Source organism: Anaerotruncus sp. G3(2012), assembly GCF_000403395.2.
In the GTDB taxonomy this organism is placed as follows: Bacteria; Bacillota; Clostridia; order Oscillospirales; family Ruminococcaceae; genus Anaerotruncus.
Window position 1 is genome coordinate 297,727 of record NZ_KE159668.1, and the last position, 14,170, is coordinate 311,896.

Annotated in this window: 10 protein-coding genes; 4 read left to right on the plus strand and 6 right to left on the minus strand. The window is 55.1% G+C overall.

Annotated features, from left to right (window positions below; all coding sequences use genetic code 11):
- Positions 1–5: 5 nt before the first annotated feature.
- Both C814_RS13195 and C814_RS13200 read right to left on the minus strand, forming a co-directional pair.
- On the minus strand, positions 6–1,688 hold the full coding sequence (locus C814_RS13195; RefSeq protein WP_016315828.1) for a phospho-sugar mutase: 1,683 nt from the start codon (positions 1,686–1,688) through the stop codon (positions 6–8).
- Positions 1,689–1,895: 207 nt separating this feature from the next.
- A complete protein-coding gene (locus C814_RS13200) occupies positions 1,896–2,714 on the minus strand; it encodes a hypothetical protein (RefSeq protein ID WP_016315829.1) in 819 nt (272 codons plus the stop codon).
- A 253-nt stretch (positions 2,715–2,967) separates the two neighbouring features.
- Between C814_RS13200 and C814_RS13205 the strand changes: the two genes are divergently transcribed.
- Genes C814_RS13205 through C814_RS13215 form a run of 3 tightly spaced genes read left to right on the plus strand, consistent with a single transcriptional unit; the run spans position 2,968 to position 6,321 of the window.
- The gene (locus tag C814_RS13205) at positions 2,968–3,798 is read left to right on the plus strand and encodes an MBL fold metallo-hydrolase (protein WP_016315830.1); all 831 of its coding nucleotides are present in this window, start codon (positions 2,968–2,970) and stop codon (positions 3,796–3,798) included.
- A gap of 16 nt (positions 3,799–3,814) precedes the next feature.
- Positions 3,815–4,951, plus strand: coding sequence for a CdaR family transcriptional regulator (locus tag C814_RS13210; RefSeq protein ID WP_016315831.1), 1,137 nt, complete (start codon positions 3,815–3,817; stop codon positions 4,949–4,951).
- 14 nt (positions 4,952–4,965) lie between these two features.
- Positions 4,966–6,321 (plus strand): GntP family permease, encoded by a 1,356-nt coding sequence (locus tag C814_RS13215; RefSeq protein ID WP_016315832.1) that lies wholly within the window; start codon positions 4,966–4,968, stop codon positions 6,319–6,321.
- Between the two features lie 291 nt (positions 6,322–6,612).
- Here C814_RS13215 and C814_RS13220 read toward each other — a convergent pair whose 3' ends face one another.
- The 4 genes from C814_RS13220 to C814_RS22300 all read right to left on the minus strand — a co-directional run bounded on the left by C814_RS13220 (position 6,613) and on the right by C814_RS22300 (position 12,155).
- A complete protein-coding gene (locus C814_RS13220; RefSeq protein WP_016315833.1) occupies positions 6,613–6,939 on the minus strand; it encodes a DUF3870 domain-containing protein in 327 nt (108 codons plus the stop codon).
- An 83-nt stretch (positions 6,940–7,022) separates the two neighbouring features.
- Entirely contained in the window at positions 7,023–8,126 is a 1,104-nt protein-coding gene (locus tag C814_RS13225; RefSeq protein WP_016315834.1) for an HD domain-containing phosphohydrolase, read from the minus strand.
- 46 nt (positions 8,127–8,172) lie between these two features.
- Positions 8,173–8,529 carry an Hpt domain-containing protein gene (locus C814_RS13230; protein WP_016315835.1) on the minus strand — a complete coding sequence of 119 codons (357 nt, stop codon included), beginning with the start codon at positions 8,527–8,529 and terminating at the stop codon, positions 8,173–8,175.
- A gap of 38 nt (positions 8,530–8,567) precedes the next feature.
- Positions 8,568–12,155: a PAS domain-containing hybrid sensor histidine kinase/response regulator gene (locus C814_RS22300; RefSeq protein ID WP_016315836.1), complete on the minus strand. Its 3,588-nt coding sequence runs from the start codon at positions 12,153–12,155 to the stop codon at positions 8,568–8,570.
- Between the two features lie 597 nt (positions 12,156–12,752).
- Between C814_RS22300 and C814_RS13235 the strand changes: the two genes are divergently transcribed.
- The gene (locus C814_RS13235) at positions 12,753–14,003 is read left to right on the plus strand and encodes a [Fe-Fe] hydrogenase large subunit C-terminal domain-containing protein (protein WP_031219656.1); all 1,251 of its coding nucleotides are present in this window, start codon (positions 12,753–12,755) and stop codon (positions 14,001–14,003) included.
- The last annotated feature ends 167 nt before the right edge of the window (positions 14,004–14,170 follow it).

Consider the following 14,170-nt stretch of genomic DNA (forward strand, 5'->3'; position numbering starts at 1 on the left):
CTCCTTCATCCCTGTTTTCCCACAAGTGCGGCTGCCCCGGCGGTCAGCGCGTCCAGTGCCGCCAGAGATTCCGCCTCGCTTTCACCCCGGACAGAGAGGTAGAGTTTCAGTTTCGGTTCTGTGCCCGAGGGCCGAACGATCAGTTTGGTATCCCCGGAGAGCCGGAATTCGAGCACGTCCGAAGGAATCAGCCCGGTGGGATCGTTTTGATAATCCACCAGATGGAGGACCTTCTGTCCGGCGATTTCGGCGGGCGGAGCTGTGCGCAGAGAGTCCATCAGGGATTTCATCTCCCGCATCCCATCCTGCCCTTCAAAGGCCCAGCTCAACAGGCTGTTCTGATAAAATCCAAATTTCTGATAGAGTGCATGGAGCGCGTCCAGCAGAGTCATCTGCTGCCCCCGGTACCATGCCGCACATTCACAGGCAAGCATCACCGCGTTCACCCCGTCCTTGTCCCGGACGTGCGCCCCGGAAAGATACCCATAGCTCTCCTCAAATCCAAAGAGATAGCGGTCGGCTTCCCCCGCAGCTTCCAGCAGACCGATCTGCTCGCCTATGTATTTGAAGCCGGTCAGCATCCGGCGCAGCTCCACACCGTAGGCCGCTGCCACCGGCGTGGCCATGTCGGTCGAGACAATGGTGGTCACCGCCACCGGGTTTTCAGGCATTGTTCCTTTTTCGATCCGGGTGCGGCAGAGGTAGTCAAAAAGAAGGATGCCCATTTCGTTCCCGTTAATGAGCCGGTATCCACCGCTGCCATCCGGGACTGCCGCTCCCATCCGGTCGCAGTCCGGATCGGTGCCCAGCAGCAGGTCAGGCCGCACCCGCTCACAGAGGGCAAGCCCCCGTTCCATGGCCTCCCGGATCTCCGGATTTGGATAGGGGCAGGTCGGGAAATTCCCGTCGGGCAGTTCCTGCTCCGGAACGACGGTCACGTCCCGGACCCCCATTTTGGCCAGCAGCTTTTTGACCGGCTCCAGCCCGGTACCGTTCAGCGGAGTATAGACCAGTTTCAGGTCGGAAACGTCGTTGCCGGGGCGCAGAGCCAGCACCGCGTCCACAAAGGCATCCAGGCAGGCGTCCGGGATATACTGGATGCTCCCCGCCTGTAGGGATTCCTCAAAATCCACTAGGCGGACACCATCGAAACAGTCGATTCCCTCAATGGCGGCCAACACCTGGCCGGCAGCCTCCGGCGTGATCTGGCAGCCGTCCGCGCCGTAGACCTTATATCCGTTGTAACGGGCGGGGTTGTGGCTGGCGGTGATGCACACACCAGCCCCACAGCCCAGATACCGGACCGCCCAGCTCAAGGCCGGCGTAGGCTCCAGCCGGGGATAGAGGAAGGCTGTGATACCGTTGGCGGCGAGCACCCGGGCGGTTTCCCGGGCAAACAGTTCCCCCTTGATGCGGCTGTCGTGTGCGATAGCCACAGACTTTGGCAGGCCGGATGCGTTGAGATAGTCCGCCAGCCCCTGTGTGGCCCGCCGGACCGTATAGAGATTCATGCGGTTGGTCCCCGCACCGATGACGCCCCGCAATCCGCCGGTGCCGAACTCCAGATTGCGGTAAAACCGGTCGGAAACCTGCCCGGCATCTGATTTGATCTGCTCCAGCTCCTGAATCAGATCGGGGTCCTCCCCAGCCTTCGCAAGCCAGAGAGCAAGCTGTTCCTGATACGACATATCAAATCCTCCAAAAGATCACATATAGAAAGGTAAAAAGGCCCGTCGGCTTTGGCCCTGGCCTGACAGGTGAGCTGGCCAAAAGGGGAGGCGGATGAAAAATCCCCTGATAAAGCCACAAAAGCAGACGATCCCTTTCAGGTTCTTTGACTATACCACGTATGCGGGCAAAATTCAAGCAGAGCGGTCCGGAATCCATTTCATGGCTTAGCTGCGCGGCTCGTCAGAAGCCAGCTGCCGCTCTGCAGCCCAGGAACCGTACCAAGTTTTCCCCGCCTCCTGCCGCAGACGCAGCAGATAGTCCTGTGCAGCCTGTTTTTTGCCGCTCCGCAGGCACCACATGGCCAGAAGCTGGAGAAGGTCCAGCCGCCGCATCCGGTAGGTTGACTGCGGGAGCTGTTCCTCCAGCCAGCTGGTTTCCACCCTGCCGCCCTCCAGACAGACCCGCCGGTTCTGGTGAATCCGCAGGTTCAGCGCCATATTTTCTGAGAGGGCAGACTTGGAATCGCGGCAGTCTTTCACGATCTGTTCCAGCTTTTGCTCCGCCTGACGGGCCAACACCAGGTCCTCCTTGGAAAGGGCGTAGCCGCACAGATTGTTATAATATAAAGCCCGAAGCGCCTGATCGCCCTTCTTCACATTCCGGAAAGCCCCGCACAGGGTCTCGATGGCCTGATCGAACTCCCCGGCTGCGGCATATCCGTCTGCCAGGCAGGCGCTGGCGATCGGGAAATCCCGGCTGTTGGGATTCAGCCGCCCCGGAATCTGCTTGTATTCTGCCAGAAAAGCCTGTGGATCAAGGTCCAGGTGCAGCAGGCCCAGACAGCGGGTGTTCTGGGTTCCGGCCACGAGGTTTCCCAGCAGCCGTCCGGCAAAATATCCGATGCCGAGCAGGAGCAGTGAAGCGATCGCGGGAATGTAAACGGGATATTCCCGGTCCCGCACCCAGACCGCCACAGCCAGCCCCAGGCAGACCACCATTACGGCACCAACCGCCAGTTTGCTCTTCCAAAATGCGCGAATCATCCAAAATCCCCTCCTGCGTTTTTCTCAATTATATACAGGCTGTCCCGGAATTGCAAGGATTTCCAGCAGAGCAGTGGTTTTTTATCTCCAGCACAAAGCAGCGTTCAAAATTTTGTAATATTTTAGTCTGTAAACCAAACAAAGGGTATTCCATTTTGGAGAAATATAGGCTATAATATCTACATAAAATATGAGGAATCGAATGTTTCATGGCAATATTCAATAAATATTTCAGAGAGTGGGTGGTTTTGGAATGGTACGTATCACAGCCCTGATGGACAACGAGCCTTCGGAACACAGAGCTCTGGTTCACGAGCATGGCCTGTCCTACCTTGTGGAACGGGAGGGCTGCCGGATTCTTTTTGACTGCGGCGCCGGGCCGAATCCCTGGGTTAACGCGCAAAGGCTCGGCCGGAGCGTGCGCAATCTGGACGCTGTGGTTTTGAGCCACAGCCACTACGACCATGCGGCAGGGTTCCGCTCCCTGGTGGAGCTGGGCGGCGGCAGCCGGCTGCTCTATACCGGCCCCTGCTTTTTCGAGGAAAAATTCGCCTGTGACGGCCTGCGCTATACCGACCTGTCCGCAGGGTTTTCCGAGGGGTTTCTGGAGGAGCACGCGATCTGCCACAGGGAGGTTTCCGGGGTGGTCGAGATATTCCCCGGCGTCCATCTGGTGGGCGGGTTCCCGCGGACCCATGCGCTTGAAACGATCCCGCAGCGCTTTGTCCGGCAGGTCGGGGACGGGTTTGTCCCGGATGCCTTTGAGGATGAAATCTGCATGGCATTGGAGGTCGACGGCAGGCTGGCAGTTCTGGTGGGCTGCTCGCATCCCGGCATCCTGAATATGATCGAGCATGTCCATCAGGCCCTCGGAAAACCGGTTTACGCTGTTTTTGGCGGCACCCATCTCAAGGAAGCCGAGAGCGCCCGCATCGATTCCACCATCTCACGTTTGCAGGAGATGGGGCTGGAAATTCTGGGGTTAAGCCATTGTTCGGGGGAGCGGGCGGAATGCGCGGTCCGCGGCAATACAGCGGTTCAGAGCTGCCATATGGGCTCCGGTGACTGCGTTTTTCTGAGATGAGGCGAGAGGGCCGCCCATGCTGATTGAGAAGGTCGCCAAGGAGCTGGTAGAGGTTTCCTCCGGGTTGTTGGGCGGACGTACCGTCAACATTATGGATGTGAATGGGACGATTGTTGCTTCCACCGAAAAGGAACGGGTCGGCAGCTTCCATCAGGGCGCGAAAGAAGCCATTGAAACCGGCCGGCAGGTCATCATCCGGAAGGACCAGCTCGGGCAGTATCCCGGCGCAAGAGAGGGCTATAACATGCCTCTGCGCGTGAACGGCTCGGTAATCGGCGCAGTCGGTATCTTTGGTACCCAGCAGGAGCTGCAATATCTGGCGCCGCTTTTGGAACTGTATGCCGCTAAATACTACCAGCTCGAAGCGATGACCATTCCGCATCTGGCGGAACAGGGGCTGCGGGGGCGGCTGTTGCAGAACCTGCTCGCCCCGACGGATACAGCGCTTGCGGATGCGAAAGCGCTGCTCGAATCGCTGCGGATCCATCTTGAACTGCCGCTGACGGTAGCGATTATCTCGCCGCCCGCCAGAGCTATGCTGGAGCAGAGGCAGGAATCTTTAATCAACTGGCTGCTTTCCCGCGGGGTTCTGCGGTCGAACCGGGATGTCTGGGGGATTGTGGAGGATCGGATCGTGCTGTTATGCAGCCATGGCAACCCTGCTCTGGACGAGGCTGTGCGCCAGCTGGACGGTTGGGACGGTGTTCCGTACCGCGTTTGCCTGGGAGAACCCTGCAAAACCTTATGGGATGTCCACAGCTCTTACGAGCAGCTTGTGATTCTGGACCTGACCTCCTCGAAGCCGTTCAACGACATCCGGGAGCTGGACACCCGATGCCATTACATACTTTATCATACTGCGGTCACCGAAGCGGAGTTCATCGACAGTTTTTATCAGAAGCTGAATGCCGCTTTTCCCAGCCGTGAGCAGGAGGTGCTGATGAAAACAGCGCAGGGGTACTACGACAACGACCGGAGTGTATCCAAGGCTGCTGCCGCGCTGTTTATCCATAAAAATACCCTGCAATACCGGGTGCACAGGCTCCTGGAAGCGCTGGGACTTGCCGGCTGCACCAGTTTTCAGCAGGAATATCTGGTCCGGCTGCTTTTGGAACATTATAAACGTAAACAGGGCCTTCGAGCCTTGCAATAAAAGGAGGAGTAGACATGCAAACATTCTTCTTGTTCGCGCTTATCATCCTGTCGGTGGTAGCGATGGTCATCGCTATCTCAAAACTGAAAATGCATCCGTTTGTCGTCATGCTGGTGGTTGCGCTTGCAGTTGGCCTGATCTGGGGGGCGATCTTCCCGGAATCCGAGATTACGCCCACCAAGGTTGTCAATGAGGTCAAAGGCGGCTTCGGAAGCATCATGACAAGTATCGGTATTGTTATCCTTTGCGGCACAATCATCGGTACCATCCTGGAGAAAACCGGCGCAGCGCTCACCATGGCAAACGCGATTCTGAACATCGTCGGCAAAAAGAACAGCGTCCTTGCAATGGGTGCGATGGGCTATGTCACCGGTATCCCCGTATTCTGTGATTCCGGATTCGTGGTTCTGTCCCCAATCAGCCGCGCGCTGGCACAGCAGTCCAACATCTCGCTGGCTGTGATGGCGACCGCTCTCTCCGGCGGCCTGTACGCCACACACTGCCTGGTTCCCCCGACGCCGGGCCCCATCGCGATGGCAGGTACCTTGAATGCGGACCTGGGGCTGACCATCCTGATCGGGCTGATCGTCTCGATCCCTGCGGTGGCAGTAGCGATTATCTGGGCGAAAGTGGTTTCCAGCAAGGTCGAAATCCCTGCGAATTCCGAGTATACACTGGAAGAATTGCAGCAGAAATACGGCAAACTGCCCGGCGCGCTGCATAGCTTCTCTCCGATCCTGCTCCCGATTATCCTGATCGCGATTGCCTCGATCGTCGATTTCCCCAGCAAACCGCTTGGCGAGGGTGCCGCTTACCAGATCGTCATGTTCATCGGTAACCCGGTGGTCGCGCTCCTGTTGGGCGTGTTCCTGGCCATGACACTGATCCCGCAGAGCGAGAAAAGCAAGACCCTCGACTGGGTTACACAGGGTGTCACTGATTCTGCCGGGATTCTGGCGATCACCGGTGCAGGCAGCTCGTTTGCCGCGATCCTGAAGCTCCTGCCAATCGCTGACTCGGTAGGCGGGCTGGTCAATTCCGGTCTGGGCGTTATCATCCCGTTCGTTATCGCAATGATCCTCAAACTGGCGATGGGTGCTTCTACCGTCGCGATGATTACCACCGCGGGCATGATGGCCCCTCTGATGGAAACGATGGGCTATACCTCGCCGGTTGCAAAGGTGCTGGTGGTACTGGCGATTGGTGCTGGTTCGATGGTCGCTTCCCACGCAAACGACTCCTATTTCTGGGTTGTCTCCCAGTTCTCCGACATGAAGACAGAGGATGCTTACAAATGCCAGACCGGTATGACTGCCGCAATGGGTATCACGATCATCATCCTGCTGTTCATCATCTCGCTGTTCGCCTGAGAATTCTGTTCTGTATAAAAGGGCTCTCTCAATCCTTTCCAGCGCATAGGGATTGCAGTGATCCTTTGACATCCGTTATCATCGGAGGTGGCTTTTGACAAAAAAGCCACCTCTTTGATTGTCCTGTGGTTGTTCCGTATCCAGAGATACGCCTGTTAAAAAATGGCACAGAGCGGCATCCTTACCGGGGTTCGCAGTGAGGAAAGGGTGAATTGTCGCTTTGAAAACAACAAAGATAGGGCTTTTTCTTTGTAAAAAGCCCTATCTTTCAATATAGATGGAAACGGTTCCTCAATTTTCCCCTGTTACCGCTATATAACGGTGGTAGGCATCCTTCATGCAGGCAATCAGCGGCTTCTGGGTCAGCGCAAAGTACCGGCTGCGGATCTCTGCTTCGAGCACCTGAAGGTCGGTTCTGAGGTTCTTGCCCACGAACATGGATGCCACAAAATCGCTCGTCACCGAAAGGATCGTGTTGCATTCGACATCCAGAATCCACCCGGAATCCCGCTCCACCACCAAGCTGATGTAGAATTCCCCATGTGTCATATAGATTGCGTCATCCCGGCTGGGCTTCGCCTGCCCCACCACCAGAATAGAATTGTTAGGATATTTCATCAAAATTCCTCCGCTCTCTCATGAAGATGCTCTTGCGGAAAATACGAAGGAGGGGACAGATGTTCCCTCCTTCGCGCTTCTGCTTACCGGAATTCAAACGGCTCATCTGCCGGCAGTGCGTTCCCGGCGTAGAACTTTTCAAGCTGCGGGGCGATCAGGCGCAGGATATTCATCAGCATCGGGTTAAAGACGCCGCATTCCCCATTGAGGATCATGTCAACCGCTGTCTGATGGCTGAACGCAGGTTTATAAACCCGCTTGCTCACCAGCGCGTCGTAAACATCTGCAACTGATACCACCTGCGCCCAGATCGGAATGTCGCTGCCTTTGAGGTGGTCAGGGTATCCGTTGCCGTCCCACCGCTCATGATGGTAGCGGCAGATGTCGTAGCTAAACCGATAGTACTCCTCGAGCTGCACCGACGAGAGCTTTTCGAGGATTTCGCAGCCCCTTGTTGTATGGCTTTTCATCAGCTCGAACTCCTCGGGGGTCAAACGTCCGGGTTTATTGAGGATCGCGTCGGGGATCGCGATTTTCCCGATGTCATGCATGGCAGCCGCGTTGCTGATAATCTCGATCATATCGCTGTTGAAGCGGTACTGCGCTTCCTGCTGCCCCAGCGCTTCCAAAAGCAGCTGGGTGACATTGCGTATCCGCGAGATATGCTCGCCCGATTCGCTGCTGCGGAACTCTACCGCTGTGCTCAATGTGTCAATGAAGAACTGGTTGGACCGGCGCAGTTTGCGGGACTGCTCCTCAATCTCGTTGATCTGCTCGGCGATTGTCCATTCCAGCTCGCAGCGGTAGTCATAAAGCTCAATGATATTCTGGACACGCCGTTTGACCAGCTCCTGATTGAAGGGCTTGGAGATCAGGTCGGCGATGCCAAGACGGTAAACCTCGATACCGAGCCGTTCGCTCGTTTCTGCGGTAATCATGACGACTGGAATATTATGGTATTTATATTTTCCCGCGATCTTGCGGAGAACGTCAATCCCGTTCATCTCGGGCATGATGTTATCCAGCAACACGACCGCTATCGAATGGTACTCCTCTTCCAGAATATCCAGCGCCACCCTGCCATCTTCCGCTTCCAGGATCTCGTATTCTTCCTCGAAAAGCTTTTTCAGAATTACCCTGCTCATCTTGGAATCATCCACGATCAGTATCTTTTTATCCTGCTCCATCTTTCCCTCCTGTTCCGGCCAGTGCGTCTCCTCCACGCTGTCCCGACTATACCTTGTAATATGATTTCAAAAGTCCCACGATACGCTCATATTCCCTGGCGATCCCGGCGAGGTCCTCTTTCATCCCGCTGGCGTCTCCGCCGCGCAGCCGGTCAACAAAATCCGCGTTAAGCCGGCTTAATTCAGCCATTCCAAGGTTGCCGCACATCCCCTTGAGCGTATGGGCAGCGTGTTCCGCAGCCTCTGCATCCCCCTGTTCTACTGCCTCTTTCAGTCCGGCAAAGTTTTGGTCATCGAGAAAATTTTTCAACATCTTTTCCAGCAGCATCTGGATACCGCCAAACCGCTCTAGTGTTTCGGCTTCATTAATCCCCATTTCCGAAAGAAGCTCTGCAAACTGCATGGCCCTGTTTCTCCTTTCCTATGCCCATATGTAAATTTTTAAGAAAACAGCTTCTCAACGCCCTGATAAAGGAGCTGGTGGATGCTCCGGTAAAGGGCTTTTGTATCAATCGGCTTAATCAGATAGCCGTTCATCCCGATCTGTTCAGCGGTTTCCTCATCCTTTTCAAAGACATTCGCTGTCATCGCCACAATCGGTACGGTCTGGGCATCCGCTTTGTCCATCGAACGGATTTCCCGGGTTGCTGTGGTTCCGTCCATTACCGGCATCCGGATGTCCATAAGGATGACTCTGTAATATCCCGGCGGAGAATCACGGAACAGCTCGACCGCTTCCAGACCGTTGCGGGCGGCATCTACTTTCAGATTTTTCATCTCGAGCAGCGTTTTGGCGATCTCGAGGTTGATCTCATTGTCCTCGACCAGCAGTATCTGTTCACCGTTGAACTGATATTCCGGCTCCGCCTGCTTGCGCAGAGAGTTCGGGTCTTCCCGAAGTGCCTTGGTCAGCACCCAACGGATATTTTCAGGGAAAACCGGTTTGTTGACAAACTCGTCGACCCCACCGGTGCGGGCTTCATACTCAATCGAAGCCCAGTCGTAAGCGGACATGACAATCAGCAGGGTATGGGCGTTTTCATCCCTGCGAATCTGCCGTACCGCTTCAATCCCGTCTATCCCGGGCATCCGCCAGTCAATAAATGCAACATCATACGGTTTCCCGTCTTGCCGCGCCTGCTGGATCTCCTGGACCGCATCGGTGCCTGAACTGACACAATGGGCCCGGATCCCGAAGGTATTCAGAATGGTCTGGAGATGTTCACAGGCGATCGTATCGTCGTCTGCGATCAGCACCCGGAGCGTTTTCAGGTTTTCCTCTCCGGTGTATGCGGCGCATTCGAGGCTGTTCTTGGCGATCTCGAGCGGGAGTTCGACAGTGAACCGGCTGCCCTTGTCCCGTTCGCTCTCCACCCAGATTTTTCCGCCCATCAGCTGGACGAGGTTTTTGGTGATCGTCATACCAAGCCCTGTGCCCTCGAACACCTTCCCGCTCTCCTGAACCTCCTGTTCGAACGGTTCAAAAATCTTCCGTTGGAATTCTTCACTCATCCCGATGCCGGTATCCTCCACCCGGAACCGGAGAAGCGCGCGAGAATCCTGCGTACCGGCCAGCTCCACAAAAAACGAAATCCGACCCTGAAGCGTATACTTCAGAGCATTGCCGAGCAGGTTCATCAGAATCTGGTTGAGCCGCAGCTCATCCCCGATGCAGACCGCCGGAACCGACTGGTCGATCTGGAGGTCGAACGCAAGGCCGTGTTCCACCGCCTGCGGGTAGATCACCGCGGAGATGTCCTGCACCATATTCCGCAGGTGGAATTCCCGTTGGGAAATCCGGACCTTGCCGCTCTCGATTTTGGACATATCCAGGATGTCATTGATGAGTGAAAGCAGGAATTTTGCCGAAATTCCGATTTTGTTCAAGCAGTCAGAAATCTTTTCCGGGTCATCCAGATTGGCCCGGGCGATCGCCGACATGCCGATGATTGCGTTCATCGGGGTACGGATATCATGCGACATGCGGGAGATAAAGTCTGTCTTGGCGTGGTTGGCATTCTCTGCAAGCAGCAATGCATCCCGCAGCGCCTGGCGGGTTCGCTCATCTTCGCGGCGGGTGGCGTCGATGTCCCTCATATAGATTAGAACCCGGTAATTGTCGCTATCCTGCACCAGACGCTGAATCTGGATCGCAACCCAGTGGTAGGCCCCGCTGTTGCTTCTGCGCAGCACCTCAAAATAGATGTGCGGCTGCTCCTCCAGCTTTCGGGGCATCTGGTCGATGTCCATGCAGCTGCGGTACCGTTCCTGATGATCCGGATGGATTAACGACCGCTCCCGTTCGGCCAGGATCTCACGCAGATTCTTTTGAACCAGATGGCGGATAATTCCCTCGTCGCTATACCGAAGCTCATAGAGGGCATCGGTCGTAAGATTGGCCTCGAAGATAATGTCGTAAAGCCCCCTGACCGCAGCCACGAACATCTGGGTGGCCATCATTTCCTTATCTTTGGCCTCCCGGGCTTCCTGCACGTCCTGCACAGTAAAGAGTACCTTGTGGCTGAACTGGTCCAGATAAACATACCGGACGCACCGCCAGCTATAGGCCCCGTCATTTCCCCGGATACGGAAATAAAACCGTTTTTCCTTCCCCTTCTCGTTTTCGAGCAGGGAGGAAAGAGAATGGACACTGAGTTTTTCGGAGAATTCCTCCCGGTCTGCCGGATAGAGCGCATATTGCGCGATCGTATCCAGAGCTGTCTGATAGACCCCGGAATGAGAAACCCCGAACACCTCCGCACGCAGGGTGGTGAAGCTGATCTCATACAGGCCGGTTTTCATATCAAGGGTCGCGACCAGGTTATAGTCCCGGCTCACCGTGAAGCTGCAAACCTGCTCCAGATCCCGGCGGCGCTCCTCCATCACTTTGTATTCATTGATGTCCCGCAGAGTACCAACCATCATGACGATCTCGCCGTCCCCGTAGATCGCCTCTCCGCTGATCCGGAACCAGTGGAAGTCATCCATGGTAGGTGAACGCATCTTAACCTCGAACTGCCCGACTACCCCGCCGTTCAGCATATCCCGGAACTGCTGCTCATACTCTGGATGGACCAGACCATACTCCTGCATCCGGCTAAGAAAGCCGGAAAGCTCGACCCGGCTGATCGTTTTCATGCCATCCTTCCATTGCGGTTCATAGGCAACAAAGGTGTCCTTTGCCAGTATGTATTCAAACATGATGTCCTGCGTGCTCTCAACCGCCACCCGATAATGGCTTCGCTTCTGTTCAAGCTGCTCATGCTCCTTGAGCCGTTCTTCAGCCAGCTTTGCCCGGTTGATACTGCGGCAGAGCACCACAGCCAGAACATCGTCATCATAAGGATTATCCATCCAAACCACCCGGAGCATCACCCATCGGTCGGTTCCGTCCTCGACGATCTCGATGCATTCCATATAAGGTCCTGCATCCCCTGCGCGATAAAGCTCAAGCAACCGTTCCCTCTGGAACATCGTGGTAAAATTCTCCCGGAAATTCGGACGAATACGCTCTTTTACATATGACACCCACCGCCCGAAATCTCCCTCGGGCGCGATCTCACGTTTGGAGCGAAGCCCTTCCGCCCCGGCGATCGAGTAGGTGTTCTGCGTCAGGTTGATCGAGACGATCATCTCATACACCTGCGAGATCGCAGCAAATGTCCTCTGAAGCTCAAATTCCGATTTCTGCTGCTCCTTGGTCATCCGACGCGGGTCAATGACAACCATAAAAGCCGGAATATCTTCGCCCCAGGTGATACGGGTGGCCGAAAAATCGACCTTGCCGCCAAACGGGCTGTTGTAGCCCTGGACAACATGTCTGTCCTTTTCGCCGATCTTCTCGAGCGGACAGTCCTTACAGGTTTCCGCCCATAGCTCCTGACAGATACGGCCCCGCTCGATCTGCGGCGCCATCTTTTTAGCCTGTGCGTTAAAATAGAGGATTTCATGGGTATCCTGCCGGACAGCATAAATGATACTATTGGTAATCTGGTCCAGTACTGTTTCCAAACGCTGCAAATCGCTCATCGAATCGCTCCCGCTGAAAAAACTCTGTAGATGTTCCCTCTCTACCGCCCGCTCACAGGCCCATCAAAAAAGGCCTGCTTCCATAACCCGTCCACTGGTTTTAGGGAATACATCGCACATTTTATCCTTATTTTAGCACATTTTAAAGTGCAACGCAATGTCTCTTACACTTTTTCCTAAATTGAAAATTGTAAAATAAATTGTAAAAAAGAGGATGAATTAGAATTTATAATTACACAATCTTTTTATGGGTCATTGTATGCCCCATGCTGCAAGGATTTGACTTTATCGCCGCCATTTGAACCTATATTTTAGAACCCGTATTCACAACCATTCGACACCGTCTGAGCGGGTCTTTTGCCGGCCTGCCGCGTTGAAAAATCTTGCAATACACAAAGTATTGTCTGCGTTTTTTCGCCTTGCAGGGCAGCAAAATCCCTCGCCCATCCGGCATCCTCTGATTATGAATACAGGTTCTTAGAGCGATAAACGAGGATTCTACATAAAAATCCCCTTTGTGGTTACGCTATCTTCTGGAAATCGAAAGAGGAGGAATTGATGCCGCCTCTGTTTTCCAGTACCGGAAGGAGCGTTTTTATGGCAACTTTTGACGAACTTTATCAGACACTTCTGGCGGCAGCAGTGCGGCGCAACCTGCCCGAGGCGGTGCGCCAGATCCGGGCGAGCGAAGAATATGACCCCAAACAGCTTGACTGCCTGCTCAGCCCTCAAAAATATCCGATTGTCTGGAAATTGGCGGAATGCGACTGCCCGGACGGAACCCCTGCCTGCGTAGAAGCATGTGGGTTTGACGCGGCCGTTCCGGACAAAAGCGGTCACATTGCAATCGACATGACCCGCTGTACCGGCTGCACCGCCTGCGTGGAAGCCTGCCGGGGGCATAAGATTGTAGCGGGGAAGGATATTGTCGCCGCACTTGAAGCAGTCCGCAACCATCAGGGCCTGGCCTATGCGCTTGTTGCCCCGGCATTTCATGGGCAGTTCAGCCCGCAGGTCACACCCGGCAGGCTGCGCAGCGCATTCCGGCGGCTTGGTTTTGATGGTATGGTGGAGGTGGCTCTCTTTGCCGACATCCTCACCCTGAAAGAGGCATTTGAATTTGATAAAAATATACGCAGGGAAGGGGACTATCAGCTCACAAGCTGCTGCTGCCCGATCTGGATCGGGATGATCCGCAAAATTTACAGCCAGCTGATCCCGCATTTGCCCCCGTCGGTTTCCCCCATGGTTGCCTGCGGACGGGCGGTAAAGGCTCTCCACCCGGATGCGCTCACCGTTTTTATCGGACCTTGCCTTGCCAAAAAGGCCGAAGCCCGTGAACCTGACCTTGTGGGGGCGGTGGATTATGTGCTGACCTTTGAGGAAATCCGCGAGGTATTTCTGGCCGCCGGAATCGACCCATCCACCCTGCCGGATGAGGAGAAGGACCATTCCTCCCGCGCAGGCCGGATTTATGCACATGCGGGCGGAGTAGGAGAAGCGGTGAAATCAACGGTGGAACGGCTCAACCCACATCGAAAGGTTGAGGTACGGGTCCGCAGCGCGGATGGGGTTCCCTCATGCAGGCAGATGATGCAGGAGGTGCTCGACGGGACCGCCAGCGCCAACTTTTTTGAAGGGATGGGTTGTCCCGGAGGATGCGTCGGCGGGCCAAAACGGGTAATCCCAACCGAACAGGGGCGGAAAAACGTTGCAGCCTATGGAGAGGAAGCGGCTTTCCCAACCCCGATCGACAATCCCTATGTGATCGAACTGCTGCGCCGGCTGGGGATCGAGACGGTGGAAGCCCTGCTCGAAGAGAGCGAAATTTTTACCCGAAAACTGTGACCTTATGGACGTATAGAACGCAAAACCCGCTTGAAAAGCTGGTTTATATGAGGTTTCACATCCGGAAACTTTTTAAAGATTTTTTTTCAAAACCGCTTTAGTTTCCTTGGGAGCGTGCGAATATAAAGAGTAGAGACCTGTGACAAAAAGTATAGCCAATGTCACAC

Coding starts and splice junctions, on each gene's coding strand:
- C814_RS13225 (WP_016315834.1), bottom strand. CDS start 8,126: ATGGAGCAGGATAAAAAGATACTGATCGTGGATGATTCCAAGATGAGC.
- C814_RS13215 (WP_016315832.1), top strand. CDS start 4,966: ATGCAAACATTCTTCTTGTTCGCGCTTATCATCCTGTCGGTGGTAGCG.
- C814_RS13200 (WP_016315829.1), bottom strand. CDS start 2,714: ATGATTCGCGCATTTTGGAAGAGCAAACTGGCGGTTGGTGCCGTAATG.
- C814_RS13195 (WP_016315828.1), bottom strand. CDS start 1,688: ATGTCGTATCAGGAACAGCTTGCTCTCTGGCTTGCGAAGGCTGGGGAG.
- C814_RS13230 (WP_016315835.1), bottom strand. CDS start 8,529: ATGCAGTTTGCAGAGCTTCTTTCGGAAATGGGGATTAATGAAGCCGAA.
- C814_RS22300 (WP_016315836.1), bottom strand. CDS start 12,155: ATGAGCGATTTGCAGCGTTTGGAAACAGTACTGGACCAGATTACCAAT.
- C814_RS13210 (WP_016315831.1), top strand. CDS start 3,815: ATGCTGATTGAGAAGGTCGCCAAGGAGCTGGTAGAGGTTTCCTCCGGG.
- C814_RS13205 (WP_016315830.1), top strand. CDS start 2,968: ATGGTACGTATCACAGCCCTGATGGACAACGAGCCTTCGGAACACAGA.
- C814_RS13235 (WP_031219656.1), top strand. CDS start 12,753: ATGGCAACTTTTGACGAACTTTATCAGACACTTCTGGCGGCAGCAGTG.
- C814_RS13220 (WP_016315833.1), bottom strand. CDS start 6,939: ATGAAATATCCTAACAATTCTATTCTGGTGGTGGGGCAGGCGAAGCCC.